General features: G+C 75.1%; 20 protein-coding genes and 1 pseudogene. 9 read left to right on the top strand and 12 right to left on the bottom strand.

The genetic code is table 11. From position 1 onward, the window contains the following. Positions 1-39: 39 nt before the first annotated feature. Complete coding sequence (locus tag ACW0Q9_RS03020) at positions 40-1,563, top strand: alpha/beta hydrolase (protein ID WP_456178305.1); 1,524 nt, start codon at positions 40-42, stop codon at positions 1,561-1,563. Positions 1,564-1,646: 83 nt separating this feature from the next. Here the strand turns inward: ACW0Q9_RS03020 and glmS are convergent, their stop codons facing one another. Beyond that, positions 1,647-3,560 carry a glutamine--fructose-6-phosphate transaminase (isomerizing) gene (gene glmS, locus ACW0Q9_RS03015; RefSeq protein WP_456178304.1) on the bottom strand — a complete coding sequence of 638 codons (1,914 nt, stop codon included), beginning with the start codon at positions 3,558-3,560 and terminating at the stop codon, positions 1,647-1,649. A gap of 303 nt (positions 3,561-3,863) precedes the next feature. Between glmS and ACW0Q9_RS03010 the strand changes: the two genes are divergently transcribed. From ACW0Q9_RS03010 to ACW0Q9_RS03000, 3 genes are all read left to right on the top strand, one after another. Continuing rightward, complete coding sequence (locus ACW0Q9_RS03010; RefSeq protein ID WP_456178303.1) at positions 3,864-4,844, top strand: MmpS family transport accessory protein; 981 nt, start codon at positions 3,864-3,866, stop codon at positions 4,842-4,844. Positions 4,845-4,905: 61 nt separating this feature from the next. Then, positions 4,906-6,093: a pyridoxal phosphate-dependent aminotransferase gene (locus ACW0Q9_RS03005; protein ID WP_456178302.1), complete on the top strand. Its 1,188-nt coding sequence runs from the start codon at positions 4,906-4,908 to the stop codon at positions 6,091-6,093. Beyond that, positions 6,090-7,199, top strand: a complete 1,110-nt coding sequence (locus ACW0Q9_RS03000) for a threonine aldolase family protein (protein ID WP_456178301.1) — start codon at positions 6,090-6,092, stop codon at positions 7,197-7,199. The genes ACW0Q9_RS03005 and ACW0Q9_RS03000 overlap by 4 nt, the downstream gene beginning before the upstream one ends. Positions 7,200-7,385: 186 nt before the next feature. Here ACW0Q9_RS03000 and glmM read toward each other — a convergent pair whose 3' ends face one another. The 7 genes from glmM to ACW0Q9_RS02965 form a co-directional block, all read right to left on the bottom strand. Beyond that, positions 7,386-8,741, bottom strand: coding sequence for a phosphoglucosamine mutase (gene glmM / locus ACW0Q9_RS02995; RefSeq protein WP_456178300.1), 1,356 nt, complete (start codon positions 8,739-8,741; stop codon positions 7,386-7,388). A 115-nt stretch (positions 8,742-8,856) separates the two neighbouring features. Then, a complete protein-coding gene (gene rpsI / locus ACW0Q9_RS02990) occupies positions 8,857-9,321 on the bottom strand; it encodes a 30S ribosomal protein S9 (RefSeq protein WP_088991922.1) in 465 nt (154 codons plus the stop codon). Positions 9,322-9,341: 20 nt separating this feature from the next. Then, positions 9,342-9,785: a 50S ribosomal protein L13 gene (gene rplM / locus ACW0Q9_RS02985; protein ID WP_456178299.1), complete on the bottom strand. Its 444-nt coding sequence runs from the start codon at positions 9,783-9,785 to the stop codon at positions 9,342-9,344. Between the two features lie 192 nt (positions 9,786-9,977). Further along, the gene (locus tag ACW0Q9_RS02980; protein WP_456178298.1) at positions 9,978-11,351 is read right to left on the bottom strand and encodes an MFS transporter; all 1,374 of its coding nucleotides are present in this window, start codon (positions 11,349-11,351) and stop codon (positions 9,978-9,980) included. 122 nt (positions 11,352-11,473) lie between these two features. Next, the gene (locus ACW0Q9_RS02975) at positions 11,474-11,767 is read right to left on the bottom strand and encodes a type II toxin-antitoxin system PemK/MazF family toxin (protein ID WP_456178297.1); all 294 of its coding nucleotides are present in this window, start codon (positions 11,765-11,767) and stop codon (positions 11,474-11,476) included. After that, positions 11,757-12,017 (bottom strand): DUF6364 family protein, encoded by a 261-nt coding sequence (locus ACW0Q9_RS02970; RefSeq protein ID WP_189195456.1) that lies wholly within the window; start codon positions 12,015-12,017, stop codon positions 11,757-11,759. Before ACW0Q9_RS02970 ends, ACW0Q9_RS02975 begins: the two co-directional genes overlap by 11 nt. Before the next feature lie 78 nt (positions 12,018-12,095). Then, entirely contained in the window at positions 12,096-12,791 is a 696-nt protein-coding gene (locus ACW0Q9_RS02965; protein ID WP_456178296.1) for a class I SAM-dependent methyltransferase, read from the bottom strand. 146 nt (positions 12,792-12,937) lie between these two features. Between ACW0Q9_RS02965 and ACW0Q9_RS02960 the strand changes: the two genes are divergently transcribed. The 5 genes from ACW0Q9_RS02960 to ACW0Q9_RS02940 are packed head-to-tail and all read left to right on the top strand — an operon-like array spanning position 12,938 to position 20,485. Further along, positions 12,938-15,046, top strand: coding sequence for a molybdopterin oxidoreductase family protein (locus ACW0Q9_RS02960; RefSeq protein WP_456178295.1), 2,109 nt, complete (start codon positions 12,938-12,940; stop codon positions 15,044-15,046). Then, on the top strand, positions 15,043-16,530 hold the full coding sequence (locus ACW0Q9_RS02955) for an FAD-dependent oxidoreductase (RefSeq protein ID WP_456178294.1): 1,488 nt from the start codon (positions 15,043-15,045) through the stop codon (positions 16,528-16,530). Before ACW0Q9_RS02960 ends, ACW0Q9_RS02955 begins: the two co-directional genes overlap by 4 nt. Next, entirely contained in the window at positions 16,527-19,052 is a 2,526-nt protein-coding gene (nirB, locus tag ACW0Q9_RS02950) for a nitrite reductase large subunit NirB (RefSeq protein ID WP_456178293.1), read from the top strand. The genes ACW0Q9_RS02955 and nirB overlap by 4 nt, the downstream gene beginning before the upstream one ends. After that, positions 19,049-19,396, top strand: coding sequence for a nitrite reductase small subunit NirD (gene nirD, locus ACW0Q9_RS02945; RefSeq protein WP_456178292.1), 348 nt, complete (start codon positions 19,049-19,051; stop codon positions 19,394-19,396). The genes nirB and nirD overlap by 4 nt, the downstream gene beginning before the upstream one ends. Next, on the top strand, positions 19,397-20,485 hold the full coding sequence (locus tag ACW0Q9_RS02940; protein WP_456178291.1) for a uroporphyrinogen-III synthase: 1,089 nt from the start codon (positions 19,397-19,399) through the stop codon (positions 20,483-20,485). A gap of 19 nt (positions 20,486-20,504) precedes the next feature. Here ACW0Q9_RS02940 and ACW0Q9_RS02935 read toward each other — a convergent pair whose 3' ends face one another. From ACW0Q9_RS02935 to ACW0Q9_RS02920, 4 genes and pseudogenes are all read right to left on the bottom strand, one after another. After that, positions 20,505-21,122 carry a GTP-binding protein gene (locus tag ACW0Q9_RS02935; protein WP_091262730.1) on the bottom strand — a complete coding sequence of 206 codons (618 nt, stop codon included), beginning with the start codon at positions 21,120-21,122 and terminating at the stop codon, positions 20,505-20,507. Further along, positions 21,103-21,465: a DUF742 domain-containing protein gene (locus ACW0Q9_RS02930; RefSeq protein WP_456178290.1), complete on the bottom strand. Its 363-nt coding sequence runs from the start codon at positions 21,463-21,465 to the stop codon at positions 21,103-21,105. The genes ACW0Q9_RS02935 and ACW0Q9_RS02930 overlap by 20 nt, the downstream gene beginning before the upstream one ends. 66 nt (positions 21,466-21,531) lie before the next feature. After that, positions 21,532-21,939 carry a roadblock/LC7 domain-containing protein gene (locus ACW0Q9_RS02925; protein ID WP_091262735.1) on the bottom strand — a complete coding sequence of 136 codons (408 nt, stop codon included), beginning with the start codon at positions 21,937-21,939 and terminating at the stop codon, positions 21,532-21,534. Continuing rightward, a pseudogene (locus ACW0Q9_RS02920) lies at positions 21,936-22,587 on the bottom strand (ATPase); the annotation flags it as partial. The pseudogene ACW0Q9_RS02920 and the gene ACW0Q9_RS02925, both read right to left, overlap by 4 nt.

Below are 22,587 nucleotides of genomic sequence, written 5' to 3'. Positions count from 1 at the left end.
CCGGGCGCCTGGGCCGCCGCCGGGGCGGCCTGGCGCGGCTTGACCGGCCCGGTCCGGCGCCGGGCCGACGGGCTGACCGCCCGGATCGACGCGCTGCGTCCCGGCTGGTCGGGGGCGGCCTCGGCCACCGCGCAGGGGCGGATCGCCGAGCTGCGCGCCGCGCTGACCGACGTGCTGCCCGCGCTCGTCGAGGCCGACCAGGTGCTCACCGAGTTCGCCGCCCGGGTGGGCGCGGCCAGGGCCCGCCTCGGCGCCGCGGTGGCGCGCGCCGACGCGGGCGGCCTGCTGGTGGATCGAGCCGGGGTGGTCCGGCCCGATCCGGCCCGCCCCCGGCCCGCCGCCCCGGCCGGCCCGGCGGTGGCGGGGGTGAGCGCCGAGATCCGCGGCGCGCTGGCGCTGGCCGGCGCCGCGGACCGGGAGGCGGCCGGCCGGCTGGCGGAGCTGGCCACGGCGGCGGCGACCGGCTGGGTGAGCGTGCCGCCGGCCTGGCGGCCGTCCCCCGGAGCCGGCCCGACCGAGGTGAGCCGCTGGTGGGCCGGCCTCACCCCGGCCGAGCGTCGCTGGCTGGTCAGCCGCGAGCCGGACCGGATCGGCCGCCTCGACGGGGTGCCGGCGGCGGCCCGCGACCAGGCCAACCGGCTGCTGCTGACCCGGCGGCGGGCGGAGTTGCTGGATCGGCGCGCCGGGCTGCTCCGCCCGCTGCCGGCCGGGCCGCTCGAACTGGCCCGGCTGGCCCGGCTCGCCCAGGTGGAGGCGGCGCTGCGCGGCCTCGACGGGCTCGGCGAGCGGCTGGCCACGCCCGGGGCACCGCGGGCGTACCTGCTGGGGCTCGACCCGGCCGGGGACGGTCGGGCCGTGGTGGCGCTCGGCAACCCGGACCGGGCCGGCGCGGTGCTGACCTACGTCCCGGGGATGACCGCGGACCTCGCCGACGTCCCGGGCGAGCTGGGCCGGGCCGCCCGGGTGCTGGACCGGTGCGCGGCGCTCGGGCCGGGCGCGGAGACGGCGGCCGTGCTCTGGCTCGACTACGACGCGCCGGACTTCCTGCCCGAGGCGACGCGCGGCCGGCAGGCCGAGGACGCCGGGCCGGCCCTGCACCGGTTCCAGGAGGGGCTGCGCGCCACGCACGAGGGGCCACCCGCCCGGCAGACGGTGCTCGGGCACAGCTACGGCTCGCTGGTGGTCGGCACCGCGGCCCGCGACCACGGGCTGAGCGCCGACGCGCTGGTCTTCGTCGGCTCCCCCGGGGTCGGCGTCGACCACGCCGCCGAGCTGCGGATGCCGCCCGGCCAGGTCTGGGCCGCCACCGCGCCGGACGACGTGATCCGGCTGGCCCGGCCGCCCGACGAGCTGGTCCGCCGGGCGGTGCTGGCCGGCACGCCGCTCGGCCCGGCGGCGGCGCTGCTCGACCCGCATGACGAACGGCTCTGGTTCGGCACCGACCCGAGCACTCCCGGCTTCGGCGGCCGGCGCTTCCCGAGCGGGCGCCACGGGCACGCCGGCTACTGGGATCCGGGCAACCCGGCGCTGGACGGGATGGCCCGGATCGTGCTGGGCCGATGACCGCACGGTGGCGCAACGTCTGCACCTGGCCGGAAACGACGCGGCCCCTCCGTCGTGGGACGGAGGGGCCGCGACCGGGTCGACTACTCGACGGTGACGGACTTGGCCAGGTTCCGGGGCTGGTCGACGTCGTGCCCCCGGGCGGCGGCGATCTCGGCGGCGAGCACCTGGAGCGGCACCGTGGTCACCAGCGGCGCCAGCAGCGTGGGCGTGCGCGGCACGTAGATCAGGTGGTCGGCGTAGCGGACCACCGCCTCGTCGCCCTCCTCCGCGATGACGATGGTGCGGGCGCCGCGGGCGCGCACCTCCTGGATGTTGGAGACGACCTTGTCGTGCAGCATGCCGCGGCCGACCGGCGACGGCACGATGCAGATGACCGGCGTGCCCTTGTCGATCAGCGAGATCGGGCCGTGCTTCAGCTCACCGGCGGCGAAGCCCTCGGCGTGCATGTACGCCAGCTCCTTGAGCTTCAGCGCGCCTTCGAGCGCCACCGGGTAGCCCACGTGCCGTCCGATGAACAGCACCGTCGGCTCGGACTTCAGCTCACGGCCCAGCTCGCGGACCGGCTCGATCCGGTCGAGCAGCTCGCGCAGCTTGCCGGGCATCTCCTGGAGCTGGGCCACCACGGCGCCGACCTCGTCGGCGAACTTGATCCCGCGCACCTGCGCCAGGTGCAGCCCGATCAGGTAACACGCGACGACCTGGGTGAGGAACGCCTTGGTGGAGGCGACCGCGATCTCCGGGCCGCCGTGCGTGTAGAGCACCGCGTCGGACTCGCGCGGGATGGTGGAGCCGTTGGTGTTGCAGATGGCCAGCACGCGGGCCTTCTGGTCCTTGGCGTGGCGCAGCGCCATGAGGGTGTCCATGGTCTCGCCGGACTGCGAGATCACCACGATCAGGGTGGACCGGTCCAGCACCGGGTCGCGGTAGCGGAACTCGCTGGCCAGCTCCACCTCGCAGGGGATGCGGGTCCAGTGCTCGATGGCGTACTTGGCGACCAGGCCGGCGTGGTAGGAGGTGCCGCAGGCCACGATGAAGATCTTGTCGACGTCGCGCAGGTCCTGCTCGCTCAGACGGACCTCGTCGAGGGCGATCTCGCCGCTCTCGGTGAGCCGGCCGAGCAGCGTGTCGGCGATGGCCTGCGGCTGCTCCTCGATCTCCTTGAGCATGAACCAGTCGTAGCCACCCTTCTCGGCGGCCGACGAGTCCCAGTCGATGTGGAAGTCCTTGCCGGTCGCGGGCTGGCCGGCGAAGTCGGTGATCTCGATGCTCTCCGGGGTGATCAGCACGATCTGGTCCTGGCCCAGCTCGACCGCGTCCCGGGTGTGCTCGATGAACGCGGCCACGTCGCTGGCCAGGTAGTTCTCGCCGTCGCCGCGGCCGACCACCAGGGGCGAGTTGCGCCGGGCGCCGACCACCGCGCCGGGGATGCCGGCGTCGACGGCGAGCAGCGTGAAGGCGCCCTCCAGCCGCTGGCAGACCAGCCGCATGGCGGAGGCGAGCAGCTGCGGGCTGTCGACCTCGCCCGCCGAGCGCAGGTCGGCCAGCGAGCGGGCGAGCAGGTGCGCGGCGCACTCGGTGTCGGTGTCGCTGGCGAACTCGACGCCGTCGGCCTCCAGCTCGGCGCGGAGCTTCGCGAAGTTCTCGATGATGCCGTTGTGGATCACGGCGACCCGGCCGTCCGGGGAGAGGTGCGGGTGGGCGTTGCGGTCGGTCGGGCCGCCGTGGGTGGCCCACCGGGTGTGGCCGATGCTGGTGGTCCCGTCACCGATGCCGATCGGGCTGGCGGCGCAGGACTCCGGGTCGTTCGCGGCGCGCTCGGCGAGGACCTTCTCCAGGTTGGCCAGCTTGCCGGCCTTCTTCTCGATCAGCAGCTCGTCGTCGCAGACGACGGCGACGCCCGCCGAGTCGTAGCCGCGGTATTCCAGCCGCCGCAGTCCGTCCAGCACGATGCCGAGCGCCGGGCGCGCGCCGGCGTAACCCACGATTCCACACATGGTCCGCAGCCTAACCCAGTTTCGCTCATCGCGCGTGCTCGGAAGCCGGGTAAACGATCACTGAATTTGAGCGAATCGGTGAGCGGATGACGAGGATCGGACAAACCTCGCAGACAGCGCGGCCCACCAGGGTCCCATCGCCGCATCGACGGCGGACGAGTCCGGACCGGACCTGCACGCACACCCGCGCGGGGGTGCGCGCGGTCTGGCCTCGGGGCCGTACATTGAGGGCCCCTTCGGGGCGACGGCCCCGATTTTCACCCGTTCCGCGGTCGTCCGCGCCGTCCCCTGCGAGCTGACCCGATGTCCGAGACGACCTCCACCCCCGAACCGGGGCACAGCGGCGGCCCGAGCGACCCGACCGCCCCGGAACCTGCGACCTGGACCCCGCCGGACCCGCTCGCCGCGCCGCAGCCCTGGGCGCCACCCGCGCCCTGGACTCCCGCGGCCTGGGCTCCGGCCCCGTGGCCTCCGCCCGGATCCGCCGCGCCCGGCGCCACCGGGGCATCCCAGCCGCCCACCCCGGGCATGGACCCGACGGCAGCGCCGGGTCCGGCCGGCTGGCCCGACCCGGGAGCCGGGCCAGGTCCGGCCGGCTGGACGGGCCCGGGGGCCACGGTGCCGCCGTCCGGTCCGAACGCCCTGGGCGGCACGCCGTACCCGGCCGCCCCGCCGGTAGGCCCGGCCGGCGTCCCGGGGACCGCGCCCGCGCCGCCCTGGCCCGGCAGCTCGCCGGGGTCGGGATGGCCCCCGGCCGGCTACCCGCCGCCGTACGCGTACCCCTCGACGGCGCCGCGCCGGTCCCCCGGCGGGTGGGTGGTGGCCGTCGTGGTGACCGTGGTCATCGCCCTCGTGCTCGCCTTCTGCGGCTGCGTCGGCCTGGGCGTGCTCGGCAGCTTCGTCGACGACTCGACCACCTCCGGGCAGCCCTACGACCCGGAATTCGACGAGCCGGGCGGCGGCCTCGCCGGAGAGCCGACGGACGGCGTGCGGCCGGTACCCGCCACCACCCCGTCCGGCGGGCGCGGCCGGTTCACCGTGGTCTACGAGGTGACCGGCACCGACGCCGTCGACGTGCAGTTCTACGACGCCAACGCCGACTTCCTCCAGTTCGACGGGGTGCCGCCGCCGTGGCGGCTGGCGTTCACCGCCAACGATCGGGAACGGGTGCAGATCATCGCGTCCCCCACGGACTCGGGCGAGGCGAGCTGCCGGATCACGATCGACGGGAAGGTCGTCTCCCAGGACTCGGGCGAATACGGGGCGACCTGCTTCGGCTGGTGACGCCGTCGGGCGGGCAGGCGGCGGTCTTGCGGCGTCGGCGCCGGGCCGTAGGCTGGCCGGCGTGACGACGACCGATCCGCTGGTGGCCCGGATGCGGCCGTTCGGCACCACCATCTTCGCCGAGATGTCGGCGCTGGCCGTGCGCACCGGCGCGGTCAACCTCGGGCAGGGCTTCCCCGACACCGACGGCCCGCCGGAGATGCTGGCCGCCGCCGCCGAGGCGCTGCGCTCCGGCCACAACCAGTACCCGCCAGGCCCCGGCATCCCGGCGCTGCGCACGGCCGTCGCGGCCCACCAGCGCCGGTTCTGGGGCCTGGAGTACGACCCCGACGGCGAGATCGTGGTGACCGCGGGGGCCACCGAGGCGATCGCCGCGAGCATCCTCGCCCTCTGCGAGCCGGGCGACGAGGTGGTCTGCTTCGAGCCCTACTACGACTCGTACGCCGCCTCGATCGCCCTGGCCGGCGCGGTCCGCCGCCCGGTGACGCTGCGTCCCGCCGTCGACGGCCGGTACGCCTTCGACCCGGCGGAGCTGCGCGCGGCGTTCGGACCGCGTACCCGGCTGGTGCTGCTGAACACTCCGCACAACCCGACCGGCAAGGTGTTCACCGCCGACGAGCTGGCCCTGGTCGCCGATCTGTGCCAGGAGCACGGCGCCTACGCGGTCACCGACGAGGTCTACGAGCATCTGGTCTTCACCGACGCCGCCGCGCCGCACCTGCCGCTGGCGGCGCTCCCCGGCATGCGGGAGCGGACGCTGCGCATCTCCTCGGCGGGCAAGACGTTCTCCTGCACCGGCTGGAAGGTCGGCTGGGTGAGCGGCCCGGCGTCGCTGGTCGCCGCGGTGCTGCGGGTGAAGCAGTTCCTCACCTTCGTCAACGCGGGGCCGCTGCAACCGGCCGTGGCGGTCGCGCTCGGCCTGCCGGACGCGTACTTCGCCGACTTCGCCGACGGCATGCAACGTCGGCGGGACCAGCTCGTCGCCGGCCTCACCGACGCCGGGTTCGAGGTGCTCGCACCGGAGGGGACGTACTTCGTCACCGCCGACGTCACCCCGCTCGGCGGGCGGGACGGAGTGGAGTTCTGCCGGTCGCTGCCGGAGCGCTGCGGCGTGGTGGCGGTGCCGACCCAGGTCTTCTACGACGACGCGGAGGCGGGCCGGCGGTTGGTCCGGTTCGCGTTCTGCAAGCGGCCCGAGGTGCTCACCGAGGCGGTCACCCGGCTGCGCCGGCTGAAGGGGGACGGATGACCGACGCGTACGCCGACCGGATGCGCCGGCTCGCGGCGCAGCGCGACTGCGACACCGTGCTCTCCGGCGTCCGGCCGGCCACGGTGCGGGAGCAGCTCGCGGCCCTCGGCGCGGCCGTGCCGGACGACCTGCTGCCCGACTTCTACGGCGAGGGCGGGGCGGTCGAGCAGGTGGAGCGCCGCGTCGCCGAACTGCTCGGCGCGGAGGCGGCCGCCTTCTTCCCCACGGGCACCATGGCCCAGCAGGTCGCCATGCGCCACGGCGCCGAGCTGACCGGCCGGGACGGGGTCGGCCTGCACCCGCTCAGCCACCCGCTGCTGCACGAGCGCGACGCGTACGCGGTGCTCGGCGGCCTGCGGGCGATCCGGACCACGGAGGCGCCGCGCAACCCGACGGCCGAGGAGGTGGCCGCGCTCGACGAGCCGATCGGCACCCTCTTCCTGGAGCTGCCGCTGCGCGACGCCGGCTTCGTCCTGCCGAGCTGGGACGAGCTGGTGGCGGTGGTCGGCGCGGCCCGCGAGCGGGGTGCCCGGGTGCACCTGGACGGGGCCCGCCTCTGGGAGTCCACCGTCCACCTGAGGCACTCGGCGGCCGAGGTCGCCGCCCTGGCCGACAGCACGTACGTCTCGTTCTACAAGTCCCTCGGCGGCCACTCCGGCGCGGCCCTGGCCGGCGACGCCGAACTGGTCCGGTACGCCCGCGCCTGGCGGCACCGCTACGGGGGCACCCTGTTCCAGCAGTGGCCGGCGGCCCTCGCCGCGCTGGCCGGTCTGGAGCGGGAGCTGCCCCGGCTGGCCGGTTACGTGGCGCACGCGAAGCGGGTGGCCGAGGCGCTGGCCGGCCTGCCGGGCGCCCGGGTCCACCCGGCGCCGCCGCACACCCACCAGTTCCGGCTCTGGCTGCCCCACCCGGCGGAGGCACTCAACACGGCCAACCTCGCCCTCGCCGAGGAGGAGAAGGCGTGGTTCGCCGGCGGCTGGCGGGACACCGAGGTGCCCGGCGTGGCGCTGACCGAGGTGACGGTGGCCGACCCCGCGCTGGAGCTGGACTCCGACCAGATCCTCGACCTGGCCGACCGGTTCCTCCGGCGCCTCCCTCAGCGCTGACCCGCCGGGCTGGCCGGCGAGCCCGATCTTGGACAGTTGCCGTTCGTGGCGAACGGCAACTGTCCAAGATCCGGACATCGTGCCGCGATCACACGGGAGCACCCGGCCGGGACCGGCGCCGCACCGTAGACGACGCCGGGCGCGGCGGGACTGGCCCGCCGCGCCCGATCAGACGAACAACTGCCGTCAGCCCACCGGGCTGGCGCTGCGGACCTGCTCGGCGATGCGCTCGGCGACGGAGCGGGCGGTCGCCTCGGTGGCGGCCTCGACCATGACGCGGACCAGCGGCTCGGTGCCCGACGGGCGGAGCAGCACCCGGCCGGTCTCGCCCAGCTCGGCCTCGGCCCGCTCCACCTCGGCGCGGACGGCCGGCGCGGCGGCGCCGACGGTGCGGTCGCCGACCGGCACGTTGATCAGCACCTGGGGCAGCTTGGTGACCACGGCGGCCAGGTCGGCGAGGGACTTGCCGGTGGCGGCCATCCGCGACATCAGGTGCAGGCCGGTGAGCACGCCGTCGCCGGTGGTCGCGTACGCCGGCATCACGATGTGCCCGCTCTGCTCGCCGCCCAGCGCCAGGCCGGAGGCGCGCAGCTCCTCCAGCACGTACCGGTCGCCGACCTTGGTCTCGACCAGCCGGATGCCCTGCGCGGACATGGCCAGCCGCAGGCCGAGGTTGCTCATCACGGTGGCGACCAGGGTGTCCTGGGTCAGCTCGCCGGCCTCCCGCATGGCCAGGGCGAGGATCGCCATGACCTGGTCGCCGTCGACCTCCTCGCCGTCGGCGGTGACCGCGACACAGCGGTCGGCGTCGCCGTCGTGGGCGATGCCGAGGTGCGCGCCGTGCTCGACCACGGCGGCGCGCAGCGCGTCGATGTGGTTGGAGCCGCACTCGTCGTTGATGTTCAGGCCGTCCGGCTCGGCGTAGATGGCGATGACCTCGGCGCCGGCCTCCCGGTACGCCACCGGGGCGACGTCGGCGGCCGCGCCGTTGGCGCAGTCGACCACGACCTTGATCCCGTCCAGCCGGTGCGGCACGGTGCCGACCAGGTGCTGGACGTAGTGGTCGGCGCCGTCGAGCAGGTCGTGCACCCGGCCGACGCCGGCGCCGATCGGGCGCTCCCAGGCGGTGGTGGCGTTCGCCTCGACGGCGGCCTCGATGCGCATCTCGATCTCGTCGGGCAGCTTGTGCCCGCCGGCGGCGAAGAGCTTGATCCCGTTGTCCGGCATCGGGTTGTGCGAGGCGGAGAGCATCACGCCCAGGTCGGCCTTGGCCTCGGCGGTGAGGAACGCCACCGCGGGGGTGGGCAGCACGCCGACCCGGACCACGTTGGCGCCGGCGCTGGTCAGCCCGGCGACCACGGCGGCCTCCAGCATCTCGCCGCTGGCCCGGGTGTCCCGGCCGACCACGGCGAGCGGCGGATGGCTCTTGTCGGTCTCGGCCAGCGTGTGGGCGGCGGCCACCGCCACCGCGAGCGCCAACTCCGGGGTGAGATCCGCGTTCGCCCGCCCGCGTACGCCGTCCGTGCCGAACAACCGGCCCATACCCGCCAACCTCCGATGAACTGCCGTTGAGAGGAGAAAGCGGAACGGCCGGGCCACCTCCCGGGAAGGGAGGCGGACCCGGCCGTCCGTCAGAAGTACAAGGCGCTGCTGGTGATCAGCGCTTCGAGTACTGGGGAGCCTTACGGGCCTTCTTGAGGCCGTACTTCTTGCTCTCCTTGACCCGGGCGTCACGGGTCAGGAAGCCGGCCTTCTTCAGCGCCGGGCGGTCGTCGGGCTCGCTGACGATCAGCGCCCGGGCGATGGCGAGCCGCAGCGCGCCGGCCTGGCCGGTGGTGCCGCCGCCCCGCAGGTTGGCGATCACGTCGAAGGCCTCGGGCTTCTCGGCGGTGACCAGCGGGTCCTTGATGAGCTGCTGGTGCACCTTGCTCGGGAAGTAGGCCTCGAGGTCGCGGCCGTTGCAGGTGATCTTGCCGCTGCCCGGGACGATGCGGACCCGGACGATGGCCTCCTTGCGCCGACCCACGGTCTGGATCGGGCGGTCGCCACGAGGCGCGCGCGCGACGGGCGCCGGCGCCTCGGTGGCCTCGGGGGCGACCTCGGTGGCGGTGATGTCGGTCATGCTGCTTCCTTCGCCCGCGCTCACTGCGCGATCTGCTTGATCTCGAACGGCACCGGCTGCTGCGCGCCGTGCGGGTGCTCGGCACCGGCGTAGACCTTCAGCTTCTTGAGAATCTGACGGCCCAGCTTGTTGTGCGGGAGCATGCCCTTCACGGCCAGCTCGATGGCCCGCTCGGGCCGCTTGGTCAGCAGCTCGTCGTAGCCGACCCGCTTCAGACCACCCGGGTAGCCGGAGTGGCGGTAAGCGATCTTGGTCTGGCGCTTGTTGCCGGTCAGCGCGACCTTGCCCGCGTTCACGATGACGACGAAGTCGCCCGTGTCGACGTGCGGCGCGAAAGTCGGCTTGTGCTTGCCACGCAGCAGCGTGGCGGCGTGGGTCGCGAGGCGGCCCAGCACGACATCAGAGGCGTCGATGACGTGCCACTGACGCTCGATCTCACCCGGCTTCGGGCTGTACGTACGCACAGGTCTACCTTGTCTCGTCGTCGGTCTGGGGTCGCGCGCCGAGGTGACCAGGCGCGCACGAACGACCAAGCGTACCTGATGCGGCACGCCTAAGAATGTCGTACAACAGCAGGCAACGATACCCGGCCGCCCGGCGGCAGGTCAAAACGGGGTGTCACCCCGCGTGGCCTGCGCCTTTCCCCATGGCGGAGGTCACACGCCGGCCAGCTTACGCGGACCCGGCCGCAGGTAGACCACCCAGGTCACCAGGAAGCAGAGGGCGTACCAGCCGATGAAGGCCAGGTAGGCGGCGTCGGCGGTGCCGGCGGTCAGGAACGACTGGCGGAACGCCACGTTCACCAGCACCCCGCCCGAGGCGCCGACCGCCCCGGCGATCCCGATGAGCGCCCCGGAGAGGCGCCGGGCCCGCCGCTCGGCCGCCTCCCGGTCGCCGGTCAGCTCCGCCTCGGCGGCCGCCCGGGCCCGGAAGATCGCCGGGATCATCTTGTACGTCGACCCGTTGCCGATCCCCGAGAACACGAAGAGCGCCAGGAACCCGGTCAGGTAGAGCGGGAAGGACCGGTCCCGGGCGGCGTACAGCACCAGCCCGGCCCCGGCGGCCATCGCCACGAAGTTCCAGAAGGTGACCCGGGCCCCGCCGAGCCGGTCGGCGAGCTGGCCGCCGAACGGCCGGATCAGCGAGCCGATCAGCGGCCCGAGGAAGGTGAGCCAGGCGGCGTCGACCGGGGTCGGGAACCGCTCGTGGAACTGGAGCTGGAGCACCTGGCCGAAGGCGAAGCCGAAGCCGATGAAGGAGCCGAAGGTGCCGATGTAGAGCAGGGACATCACCCAGGTGTGCGGGTCGCGGGCGGCCGCGCGCAGCGCGCCGGGCTCGTTCCGCGCCCCGGGGATGTTGTCCAGCCCGCGCGCCGCGGCCAGCGCCGCGAGCACGATCAGCGGCAGGTAGACCGCCGGCACCAGCCGGGGGTACGCGGCTCCGGCGGTGGCCAGCACCGCCAGCCCGACGAGCTGCACGGCCGGCACGCCGAGGTTCCCGCCGCCGGCGTTGAGCCCGAGCGCCCGGCCCTTGAGCCGCTCGGGGAAGAACAGGTTGATGTTCGCCATGGAGGAGGCGAAGTTGCCGCCGCCGACGCCGGTCAGGCAGGCCAGCACCATGAGCGTGGCGTACGACACGCCGGGCTCGATCAGCACCGCCATGGGCACCGCCGGCACCAGCAGCAGCAGCGCGCTCACGATGGTCCAGTTCCGCCCGCCGAAGCGGGCCACGGCCAGGGTGTAGGGCAGCCGCAGCACCGCGCCCAGCGCCGCCGGCACGGCGGTGAGCAGGAACTTCCCGGCCGGGTCGATGCCGTACTCGGGGCCCAGGAAGAGCACCATCACCGACCAGAGACTCCACACGGAGAAGCCGACGTGCTCGGCGAAGATCGAGACGTACAGGTTGCGGCGGGCGACCGGCGCGCCGGTCGTGGCCCAGAACTCCGGATCCTCCGGGCGCCATTCGGTGATCCGCCCCGGGGCCCCGGCGGCGGCCGGGGTCGGGGTGGTGGGGGAAGCGAGCGTGCTCACGGCGACTCCTCCTCGTCGGTGACGAGGGGGACGCTAGGAACGGGCGGTTTCCCGGCCGTGCCCGTCCCGGGTCGGTCCGGAAACGGAGATCGCACGTCCGCCGGAGGGCGGTGGTGAAGCGCCTAGATCTCCTGGAGGATGCGCAGGGCGCGGCCGACCCGCTGCATGGTCTCGGTGTCGGCGACGTCCACGCACTCGGTGAACCACTTCTTCATGGGCGAGGAGAGCCGGTCGGGCATCACCACGTAGCCACCCATCGGCACGGCCAGGGGCGAGTCGCGCAGCAGCGACTCCTCGACCACCTCGACGACGATCACGATCGGCACCGCGGTGGAGTTGTAGACGTCGGAGCTGATGACCAGGCCGAGCCGTTCCCGGGCGCCGGAGATGCGCCAGACCTCTCCCCTACGCAGCACGCGGTCGCCCGCCGCCGAACAGCGCGTCGTCGACCAGCGCGGCCTCCTGGGCGTCGGCCAGGGCGGCGGACTCGAGGTCCAGGCCGGCGCGGGCGACCGCCTCGGCGTGCGCGGTGAAGACCTCGCGCAGCGCCTTCTCCCGGGCGGCCTGGTCCATCCAGGCGGAGAGGGAGAGCCCTTCCCGCTTGGCGAACCGGCGCGCCTCCTCGATCGTCTCGTCGGAGAACGACAGTGTCACCTTGGCGGTCATGCCGGAGAGATTACCCACTGGTATGACCGCCAGTCATCCCCGCTCGCACCGGTCGCCGAACCGGACACCCGGCCACGCTCAGGGGCGCCGGCCGCCGAACACCGCGAACCGCCACTCCTTGAAGAAGCAGTCCACGTCGACCAGGCCCGCCTCGGCGAGCCAGCGGCACTGGTCGGCCACCGGCGCCGGCCGGTCGTGCCGCATCCGCTCCCGGGCCCCGGCGATCTCCGCGGCGTCCGAGCCCAACTCGGTGATCCGGGCCGTCCAGACCTCGTCGTAGCGCCGGTCCAGCGCGGGGGTCGGGCCGGCCACCTGCTCGGCGTTGACGAGGACGCCGCCCGGCGCCAGCGCCTCGGCCGCCCGCCGGTAGAGCGCCCGCTTGCCGCCGTCGTCGAGGTGGTGGATGGCCAGCGCGGAGACCACCGCGTCGTAGCGACCGGCGGGCAGCGGGTCGGCCAGGTCGGCGAGCACCGTGCGGTGCGGAACCCCGCGGGCGGCCAGGTGGCCGGTGGCCACCGCGAGCATGCCGGGCGCCGCGTCGACCAGGGTCAGCCGGACCCCGGGAACGGCCGCGGCCAGCAGCAGGGAGAGCAGGCCGGTGCCCGCGCCCAGGTCCAGCACCTCGGGGGTACGCCCCGACGCGAGCGCCGCCCGCAGCGGCGGCGCGGCCACCTCGACGGCCGTGCCGTAGAAGGCGTCGAAGCAGGGCACCAGCCGGCGCCGGGCCGCGTCGTAGCTCCCGGCCACCGCGTCGAAAGCGTCCGCCACACTCATCGCGCCTCCCATTATTCGAGATATTTGTCCCACATTCTAAGCCCTGCGGACCGACCCGTCACTCCCGGGCGGTGTGAGGTGCTCTTGACAGGACCGAAACAGAAGGGACCCGGACCGGTAACCGCCCCCCGGCACGCTTTGCCGACATGACAGACGGTGCACGCCTGGCGACGCGATCGGGGGTACGGCCCCGGGAGGCGGCCACGCACTGCCCGTACTGCGCGCTCCAGTGCGGCATGGTGCTGCGCGAGACCGGGGCGGGGATCGAGGTCGCGGCCCGGGACTTCCCCACCAACCGCGGCGGCCTCTGCCAGAAGGGCTGGACCGCCGCCGACCTGCTCGACCACCCCGACCGGCTGACCACCCCGCTGCTGCGCGACCGGCCTGGCGGCGAGCTGCGCCCGGCGAGCTGGGACGAGGCGCTCGACCGGGTGACCGCCGGGCTGCGGGCGGTCCAGGAGCGGCACGGGCGGGACGCGGTCGCGGTCTTCGGCGGCGGCGGGCTGACCAACGAGAAGGCGTACGCGCTCGGCAAGTTCGCCCGGGTGGCGCTGGGCACCCGGCACATCGACTACAACGGACGCTGGTGCATGTCGTCGGCCGCGGCGGCCGGGATGCGTGCCTTCGGCGTCGACCGGGGGCTCCCCTTCCCCCTCGCCGACCTGGGTCGGGCGGACACCCTGCTGCTCGTCGGCGCGAACCCGGCGGAGACCATGCCGCCGCTGATGCGCCACCTCGCCGACCAGCGGGAGCGGGGCGGCCGGCTGATCGTGGTCGACCCCCGGCTGACCGCGACCGCCCGCCAGGCCGACCTGCACCTGCAACCGCTGCCCGGCACCGACCTGGCGGTGGCCAACGCGCTGCTGCACATCGCGCTCACCGAGGGCTGGCTCGACCGGGCGTACGTGGCCGACCGGACCACCGGCTTCGACGAGGTCCGGCGGACCGTGGCCGGCTGCTGGCCGGCCGAGGCGGAGCGCCTCTCCGGCGTGCCGGTGGCCGACCTGGAGGCGACCGCCCGGGCGCTGGCCACCGCGGGGCGCGCGATCATCCTCACCGCCCGGGGCGCGGAGCAGCACGCCAAGGGCGTGGACACGGTCAGCGCGTTCATCAACCTGGCGCTCGCCCTGGGCCTGCCCGGCCGCCCCGGCTCCGGGTACGGCTGCCTCACCGGACAGGGCAACGGGCAGGGCGGCCGGGAGCACGGGCAGAAGGCCGACCAGCTCCCCGGCTACCGGCGGATCGACGACCCCGCCGCCCGGGAGCACGTGGCCGGGGTGTGGGGCGTCGACCCCGCGACGCTGCCCGGACCCGGCGTACCGGCCTACCAGCTCCTCGACTCGCTCGGCACCGCGCACGGCCCGCGGGCCCTGCTGGTGTTCGGCTCCAACCCGGTGGTGTCCGCACCCCGCGCGGCCCGGGTCGAGTCCCGGCTGCGCGACCTGGACCTGCTGGTGGTGGCCGACTTCCTGCGCTCGGAGACCGCCGACCTGGCCGACGTGGTGCTGCCCGTCGCCCAGTGGGCCGAGGAGGACGGCACGATGACCAATCTGGAGGGCCGGGTGCTGCGCCGCCGCGCGTTGCGCGAGCCGCCGCCCGGGGTCCGCTCCGACCTGGCCGTCCTCGCCGGGCTGGCGGCCCGCCTCGACGCGCCCGGCGCGTTCCCCACCGACCCGGCGGCGGTCTTCGCCGAGCTGCGCCGCGCCTCGGCCGGCGGGCCCGCCGACTACGCCGGGGTGAGCTGGGACCGGATCGACGCCGACACCGGCGTCTTCTGGCCCTGCCCGGACGAGGACGGGCCGGACAGCCCCCGCCTCTTCGCCGACCGGTTCCCCACCCCGGACGGCCGGGCCCGGTTCCGCGCCGTGACCCACCGGCCGGCCGCGGAGCCGGTCTGCGCCGACTACCCGCTGCACTTCACCACCGGCCGGGTGCTCGCCCACTACCAGTCCGGCGCGCAGACCCGGCGGGTCGCCGCGCTGCGCCGGGCCGCCCCCGGTGGCTTCGTCGAGCTGCACCCCGACCTGGCCGGCCGGCTCGGCGTGGCCGAGGGCGAGGAGGTCCGGGTGGTCTCCCGCCGGGGCGAGCTGCGCGCGCCGGCCCGGCTCAGCCCGGCGATCCGGCCGGACACCGTCTTCGCGCCGTTCCACTGGCCGGGCGCGGCGCGGGCCAACTCGGTCACCAACGACGCCGTCGACCCGGTCTCCGGGATGCCCGAGTTCAAGATCTGCGCCGTCCGGGTGGAGAAGGCATGACCGAGCGCATCGTCATCGTGGGATACGGCATGGCGGGCGCCCGCCTCGCCGCCGAACTGCACGCCCGGGGCGGGGACCGGAAGGTCACCGTGCTCGGGGCGGAGCCGCACCGGGCGTACAACCGGATCATGCTCTCCACCCTGCTCGCCGGGAAGATCGACGAGCCGGACGTGGAGCTGGCGGAGGTCGCCGGGCAGGGCGCCGACGTGCGGACCGGCACGGCCGTCACCGCCATCGACCGGGCCGCCAACGAGGTACGCACCGCCGACGGCGACCGGCACCGCTACGACCATCTCGTCCTGGCCACCGGCAGCCTGGCCCTGGTGCCGCCGCTGCCCGGGCTCGACCCGCTCCCCGACCGGGTGGTCCCCTTCCGCACCCTGGACGACTGCCGGCGGATCCTCGCCGCCGCCCGGGGCGCCCGCAGCGCGCTGGTGCTCGGCGGCGGGCTGCTCGGGCTGGAGGCGGCCCGCGGGCTCGCCGCCCGGGGCCTGGCCGTGACGGTGGTCCACGCGGTCGGGCACCTCATGGAACGACAGCTCGACCCGCCGGCCGGCGCGGTCCTCGCCGGCACCCTCGCCGAACTCGGCGTGCGCACCCGGCTGGGGGTCATGGCGACCGGGGTGGCCGCCGACGCGGACGGCGTCCGCCTCGACCTCGGCGACGGCGACTCGCTCGCGGCCGACCTGCTGGTCCTCTCCTGCGGCGTCCGCCCGGACACCGCGCTGGCCGCCGCCGCCGGGCTGGCCGTCGAGCGGGGTGTCGTGGTGGACGACCGGATGCGCACCAGCGACCGGCGGATCTCGGCGATCGGCGACTGCGCCCAGCACGACGGGACGCTGACCGGCCTGGTCGCCCCGGCGTGGGCGCAGGCCCGGGTGGTGGCCGATGTGCTGACCGGCGACGACCCGCTGGTCCGCTACCGGCCGCGGCCGGTGGTGACCCGGCTCAAGGCGGCCGGCATCGACCTGGCCGCGATGGGCGACGCCGCCGGCGCCCCGGACGGGGGCGGGCCGGTCGAGGAGCTGACCTTCGCCGACCCGGCGCGGGGCACGTACGCCCGGCTGCGGATCCGCGACGAGCGGCTGACCGGGGCGATCCTGCTCGGCGACAACCCGGCGGTCGGCACCGTGGTGCAGCTCTTCGACCGGGGCGCGCCGGTGCCGACGGACCGGCGGTCGCTGCTGCTCGGGCGGGCGTTCGGCGCCACGCCGGCCACCCCCGCCGCGTCCCCGGCGCTGATGCCGGACGCGGCCACGGTGTGCCAGTGCAACGACGTCAGCAAGGGCGACCTGGTGGCGTGCTGGCGCGCCGGCGCCCGGACCGTGGCGGAGCTGTCCGCGGCGACCCGGGCGGCCACCGGCTGCGGCGGCTGCCGCGACGCGGTGACCGGCATCGCCGGGTGGCTCGCCGAGGTGGATCCGGTGGCGGCACAGGAACGGAGCGCGGGGATGGACCGCGACGCGGTGGAGGTGACGCGATGAACGGCGGCAGGCTGGTGGTCGTCGGCAACGGCATGGTCGGGCAGCGCTTCGTCGAGGCGTTGCGGGCCCGGGACCAGGAGCGGCGCTGGCAGGTCACGGTGCTCGGCGAGGAGCGGCGGCCGGCGTACGACCGGGTGCGGCTCTCGGCCTTCTTCGATGGCGTCAGCGCCGAGGAGCTGAACCTGCACACCCCCGACGACGGGGTGGAGCTGCGGCTGGGCGAGCCGGCGCTGGCCGTCGACCGGGCGCGGCGGGTGGTGCGGACCGCAACCGGCGAGCACCCGTACGACGCGCTGGTGCTGGCCACCGGCTCGTCCGCGTTCGTGCCCCCGATCGAGGGCACCGCCCTGCCGGGGGTCTTCGTCTACCGGACGCTTGACGACCTGGCGGCGATCCGGGCGCACGCCGAGGGTCGGCGCACCGGGGCGGTGATCGGGGGCGGGCTGCTCGGCCTGGAGGCGGCGAACGCGCTGCGCCTGCTGGGCCTGGACACCAGCGTCGTCGAGTTCGCGCCCCGGCTGATGCCGGTGCAGGTGGACGAGGCGGGCGGGGCGATGCTCCGCCGCTACGTCGAGGAACTGGGCGTCACGACGTACCTCGGGGTGGCCACCAGCGCGCTGCGCCCCGGCCCGGACGGGACGGTCGGCGCGCTGGAACTCGCCGACGGGCGCACGGTCGGGGCGGAGCTGGTCGTGGTGGCCGCCGGCATCCGGCCCCGGGACGAGCTGGCCCGGGCGGCCGGGCTGCCGGTCGGTCCGCGCGGCGGGGTGCTGGTCGACGCGGGCTGCCGGACCGGGGACGAGCGGATCTGGGCGGTCGGCGAGTGCGCCGCTGTGGACGGCACGTGCCACGGCCTGGTGGCCCCCGGGTACGCGACCGCCGAGGTGGTCGCCGACCGCCTGCTCGGCGGGGCGGCCACCTTCCCCGGCGCGGACACCGCCACCAAGCTGAAGCTGCTCGGCGTGGACGTGGCCTCGTTCGGCGACGCGCACGGCGTCACCCCGGGCTGCCTCGACGTCACGTTCACCGACCCGGCCACCCGGGCGTACGCGAAGCTGGTCCTCTCCGACGACGCGACGACGCTGCTCGGCGGCGTGCTGGTGGGCGACGCGAGCGCGTACCCGACGCTGCGGGCGAGTGTCGGCGGGCCGTTGCCCGCTCCCCCGCTGGCGCTGCTGGCCCCGGCCGGCGGCGCGGGCGCCGGGGCCGGCGCGCTGCCGGCCGCCGCGCAGGTCTGCTCCTGCAACGCGGTGACCCGGGCCGACCTGGACGCGGCGATCGCCGGCGGGGCGACCGACGTGCCGGCGTTGAAGGCGTGCACCCGGGCCGGGACGAGCTGCGGCTCCTGCGTGCCGATGCTGAAGCAGCTCCTCGACGCGGCCGGGGTGCGGCAGTCCACCGCGCTCTGCGAGCACTTCGACGCCAGCCGGCAGGAGCTGTTCGACATCGTCCGGGTCCGGGGCATCCGCACCTTCTCCCGGCTCATCGCCGAGCACGGGCGGGGGCGCGGCTGCGACATCTGCAAGCCGGTGGTGGCCTCGATCCTCGCCTCGCTCGGCACCGGGCACGTGCTCGACGGCGAGCAGGCGTCCCTCCAGGACACCAACGACCACTTCCTGGCCAACCTGCAACGCGACGGCAGCTACTCGGTGGTGCCGCGGATCCCCGGCGGGGAGATCACCCCGGAGAAGCTGATCGTGATCGGCGAGGTGGCCCGGGACTTCCGGCTCTACACCAAGATCACCGGCGGGCAGCGGATCGACCTGTTCGGCGCGCGGGTCGAGCAGCTCCCGCAGATCTGGCGCCGGCTCGTGGACGCCGGCTTCGAGTCCGGCCACGCGTACGGCAAGGCGCTGCGCACGGTGAAGTCCTGCGTCGGCGAGACCTGGTGCCGGTACGGGGTGCAGGACTCGGTCGGGCTGGCCGTCACGCTCGAGCTGCGCTACCGGGGCCTGCGTGCCCCGCACAAGCTCAAGTCGGCCGTTTCCGGCTGCGCCCGGGAGTGCGCCGAGGCACGCAGCAAGGACTTCGGCATCATCGCCACCGAGACCGGCTGGAACCTCTACGTCGGCGGCAACGGCGGCTTCCGCCCCCGGCACGCCGACCTGTTCGCCACCGACCTGTCCACGGAGGCGCTGATCCGGCTGATCGACCGGTTTCTCATGTACTACATCCGCACCGCCGACCGGTTGCAGCGCACCGCCGCCTGGATCGAGGCGATGGACGGCGGCCTCGACCACCTCCGGGCGGTGCTCGTGGACGACTCGCTCGGGCTCTGCGCCGACCTCGACGCGGCCATGGCCCGGCACGTCGCCGCGTACTCCGACGAGTGGCGGGACGTGCTGGAGGACCCGGAGCGGCTGCGCCGCTTCACCTCCTTCGTCAACGCCCCCGACGTGCCCGACCCGTCCATCACCTTCGCGGTGGAACGCGGCCAGCCGGTGCCGGCCCGCGGCGCCCCGCCGGGCGGCGACGGCCGCCGCCAGCCGGTCGCGCTCGGCCTCCCGGAGGTGCGGCGATGAGCGCCCCGACCATGCTGGCCTGGACGGCGGTCTGCCCGCTGGACCGGCTGGACCCGGACCGGGGCGTGGCCGCCCTGGTGGACGGGGTGCAGGTGGCCCTCTTCCGCACCGGCGGCGAGCTGTACGCGGTCGACAACCTCGACCCGGTCGGCGGCGCGCAGGTGATGTCCCGGGGCATCGTGGGCAGCCGCGGCGGCCTGCCGACGCTCGCCTCGCCGCTGCACAAGCAGGTCTACGACCTGACCACCGGGCGGTGCCTGGACCTCCCGGGCGTGGCGCTGCGGCGGCACGAGGCGCGCTGCCGGGACGGACTGGTCGAGGTGCGGTTGCGACAGGAGGAGTGAATGCGCGACGAACTCGCCGGCTTCACCATCGGGGTCACCGCGGACCGGCGACGCGACGAACTGGCGGCGCTGCTCCAGCGGCGCGGCGCCCGGGTGGTACTCGCCCCGGCGTTACGGATCGTGCCGCTGGCCGACGACACCGACCTGCGCGAGGCCACCCGGACCTGCCTGGAGCGCCCGCCGGACGTGCTGATGGCGAACACCGGCATCGGGATGCGCGGCTGGCTGGAGGCGGCCGAGGGCTGGGGGCTGGCCGAGCCGCTGCGCGGGGTGCTGGCCCGGTCGTACGTGGTGGCCCGCGGTCCCAAGGCGACCGGGGCGATCCGGGCGGCCGGGCTGCGCGAGCACTGGTCCCCCACCTCGGAGAGCTGCGACGAGGTGGTCGAGCACCTGGTCGAGCGCGGGGTGGCCGGCCAGGTCATCGCGCTGCAACTGCACGGCGAACGGCAGCCGGAGTGCACCGAGGCGCTGGAGTCGGCCGGGGCCACGGTCATCGAGGTGCCGGTCTACCGCTGGGCGCCGCCGACCGATCCGGCGCCCCTGCACCGGCTGATCGACCTGGTCGCCGGGCGGATGGTCGACGCGGTCACGTTCACCTCCGCCCCGGCGGCCGAGGCGATGCTGCGCGCGGCCGGGGAACGGACCGAGACGGTGCTGGCGGCCCTGCGCGGGGACGTGCTGGCCAGCTGCGTCGGGGCGGTCACCGCCGAGCCGCTGGTGCGGCGGGGGGTGCCGGTGAGCGCCCCGAACCGGGCCCGGCTCGGCGCCCTGGTCCGGACCATCGTCGACGAGCTGCCCCGCCGGACCGTGAGCGTGAAGGCCGGCGGGCACCTGCTGACCCTGCGCGGCCACGCCGCGGTGGTGGACGGCGAGCTGCGGCCGCTCGCGCCGGCCCCGATGGCGGTGCTGCGGGCGCTGGCGGCCTCGCCCGGGAAGGTGCTGTCCCGCACCGCCCTGCTGCGTACCCTGCCCCGGGGCGCGGACGAGCACGCGGTGGAAATGGCGGTCGCCCGCCTGCGGGTGGGGCTCGACGCCCCCCAGGTGGTGCAGACCGTGGTCAAGCGCGGCTACCGGCTGCGGGTCGACTGACCCGCCGCCGGACGCCCGGTCAGCCGACCGGAGCCGCGAAGCCGTGCTCGGCCTGGAGCCGGAGCATGGCGTGCTCGACCACGGTCACCAGCACCTGCTTGACCGAGTCGCGCCGCCGCGCGTCGCACATCACCAGCGGCACGTCCGGCGAGATCGCCAGCGCCTCGCGGACCTCCTCCAGCTCGTACTGCGGCGCGTCGTCGAACCGGTTCAGCGCCACCACGTACGGCAGGTTGCGGTTCTCGAAGTAGTCCAGCGGCGCGAAGGCGTCGGTGATCCGGCGGGTGTCCACCAGCACGGCCGCGCCCACCGCTCCCCGGATGATCTCGTCCCACATGAACCAGAAGCGGGTCTGGCCCGGCGTGCCGAAGAGATAGAGGATCAGGTCCTCGGCCATGGTGATCCGGCCGAAGTCCATGGCGACCGTCGTGGTCTCCTTGCCGGGCACCTTCGACGGGTCGTCGATGCCGACGCCCGCGGCGGTCATCAGCGCCTCGGTGGTCAGCGGCTGGATCTCGGAGATCGCGCCCACCAGGGTGGTCTTGCCCACCCCGAAGCCGCCCGCGATGACGATCTTCGCGGAGATGATCTCCCGGCTGCGGTTCGCCCCGGCGGGGTCATAGTTCGCGAAGTCCACTTAGCACCCTTCCAAGCAGGTTCATCCGCGCCGCGAAGCCCGTCGCGGGAGCGGCAGTGTGTAGCGTCAGCAGGCCCTCGGCCACCAGGTCGGCGACCAGCACCCGGGTGACGCCCAGCGGCATCCGGGTGTAAGCGGCGATCTCCGCCAGCGACTGTGCCCGGCCCTCGCAGACCGAGGCGATGCGGTACTTGTCGTGCCCGGCGAACCGCGCCTCGGCCGACTGGGTGGGCGTGCACGACAGCACCGCTTCGAGCGCGATGTCCTGCAACGGCTCGGTGCGGCCACGGGTGACCGCGTACGGTCGCACCAGCGCGCCACGCGGATCTCGTCGTGGTTCCATCTCGCGATCACCTCCCCTCGTACGGAGCCGGACGGGCTCCGGATCACCAGGTCACCGGACGGCCGGTCAGGGCCGGACGGCGTCCCTCGGCAGCGGGACCAGCGCCTGGCCGACCCGTTCCACCAGCAGCGCCATCTCGTAGCCCACCTGACCGACGTCGCAGCTCCGCGCGGCCAGCACGGCCATCGACGAGCCGTCGCTGATGGACATGAGGAAGAGGTATCCGCTGTCCATCTCGATGACGGTCTGGAGCACTCCGCCGGCGCTGAACATCCGGGCCGCGCCCTCGGTCAGGCTCACCACGCCGGAGGTGATCGCGGCGAGCTGGTCGGCCCGGTCCCCCGGCAGGTCGCGGGAGGAGGCGAGCAGCAGCCCGTCCGCGGACACCGCCACCACGTGGGCGATGCCCGCCACGCTGTCGGCGAAGTTGGTGAGCAGCCAACCCATGTCCTGCATGGCCGCTGGCCTGTTCATCGGTTCGTCTCCTTGGTCGAGGTGCTGTTCAGGTCCGCGCCGGCCGTCCGACCCCGCTGCACACCGCGGTGGTAGGCCGACAGCAGGCCGCGTACTTCGTCCGGGGTGCGCCGGGCGCTGGCCCGGCTGCCCTTCGGCTCGATGCCACCGGGCACGAGCTGGGCCTGCGGCACCCGCTTGGGCAGGCCGGAACGGGTGGTGCCGCCGTTGCTGGGCTCCGCGGCCCTGCTGGCCCGCGACCACCCCTCGTCGGCGGCCGTCCGCCAGGCCGCCGGGTCGATCGGCGGCGGCGTGGGTGCCGGTGCCGGTACGGCCGGGGCGGGCGGCGGCGACGGCACCGCGGGGGGGGTGGAGGACGGTGGTGTGGTCAGCCCCGCCGCCCCGGCGCCCGGGGTGCGGGTCGGCAGCGGCGGCAGCGGCGACGCGCCGGCGGGCTGTGCGGCCGCGGCGGGCTGCGCCGGGGCCGGCGCCGGCTCGTCGTCGAACCGGGGGCGGGTGAAGATGGTGGTCTCGTCCTCGCCGTGCGAGCGGAACCAGACCGCCTCCATCTCCCGGAAGATCGGCGCCTCGGCCGCCCGGGCCGGCCGGGCCGCCGCGGTCGGCTCGACCGCCGGGGCCGGCTGGTAGGCCGGCGGCGCCGGGGCGCTG

This window comes from Micromonospora sp. I033 (assembly GCF_053890995.1).
The sequence above is the reverse complement of the archived record's forward strand: the minus strand, read 5'-3'. Positions and strand labels throughout refer to the sequence as shown.

Excerpts from the sequence above, each read along its gene's own strand:
- glmS (WP_456178304.1), bottom strand. The coding sequence starts at position 3,560 with ATGTGTGGAATCGTGGGTTACGCCGGCGCGCGCCCGGCGCTCGGCATC.
- ACW0Q9_RS03010 (WP_456178303.1), top strand. The coding sequence starts at position 3,864 with ATGTCCGAGACGACCTCCACCCCCGAACCGGGGCACAGCGGCGGCCCG.
- ACW0Q9_RS03000 (WP_456178301.1), top strand. The coding sequence starts at position 6,090 with ATGACCGACGCGTACGCCGACCGGATGCGCCGGCTCGCGGCGCAGCGC.
- glmM (WP_456178300.1), bottom strand. The coding sequence starts at position 8,741 with ATGGGCCGGTTGTTCGGCACGGACGGCGTACGCGGGCGGGCGAACGCG.
- rpsI (WP_088991922.1), bottom strand. The coding sequence starts at position 9,321 with ATGACCGACATCACCGCCACCGAGGTCGCCCCCGAGGCCACCGAGGCG.
- ACW0Q9_RS02970 (WP_189195456.1), bottom strand. The coding sequence starts at position 12,017 with ATGACCGCCAAGGTGACACTGTCGTTCTCCGACGAGACGATCGAGGAG.
- ACW0Q9_RS02965 (WP_456178296.1), bottom strand. The coding sequence starts at position 12,791 with ATGAGTGTGGCGGACGCTTTCGACGCGGTGGCCGGGAGCTACGACGCG.
- ACW0Q9_RS02960 (WP_456178295.1), top strand. The coding sequence starts at position 12,938 with ATGACAGACGGTGCACGCCTGGCGACGCGATCGGGGGTACGGCCCCGG.
- ACW0Q9_RS02955 (WP_456178294.1), top strand. The coding sequence starts at position 15,043 with ATGACCGAGCGCATCGTCATCGTGGGATACGGCATGGCGGGCGCCCGC.
- nirB (WP_456178293.1), top strand. The coding sequence starts at position 16,527 with ATGAACGGCGGCAGGCTGGTGGTCGTCGGCAACGGCATGGTCGGGCAG.
- nirD (WP_456178292.1), top strand. The coding sequence starts at position 19,049 with ATGAGCGCCCCGACCATGCTGGCCTGGACGGCGGTCTGCCCGCTGGAC.
- ACW0Q9_RS02940 (WP_456178291.1), top strand. The coding sequence starts at position 19,397 with ATGCGCGACGAACTCGCCGGCTTCACCATCGGGGTCACCGCGGACCGG.
- ACW0Q9_RS02930 (WP_456178290.1), bottom strand. The coding sequence starts at position 21,465 with ATGGAACCACGACGAGATCCGCGTGGCGCGCTGGTGCGACCGTACGCG.
- ACW0Q9_RS02925 (WP_091262735.1), bottom strand. The coding sequence starts at position 21,939 with ATGAACAGGCCAGCGGCCATGCAGGACATGGGTTGGCTGCTCACCAAC.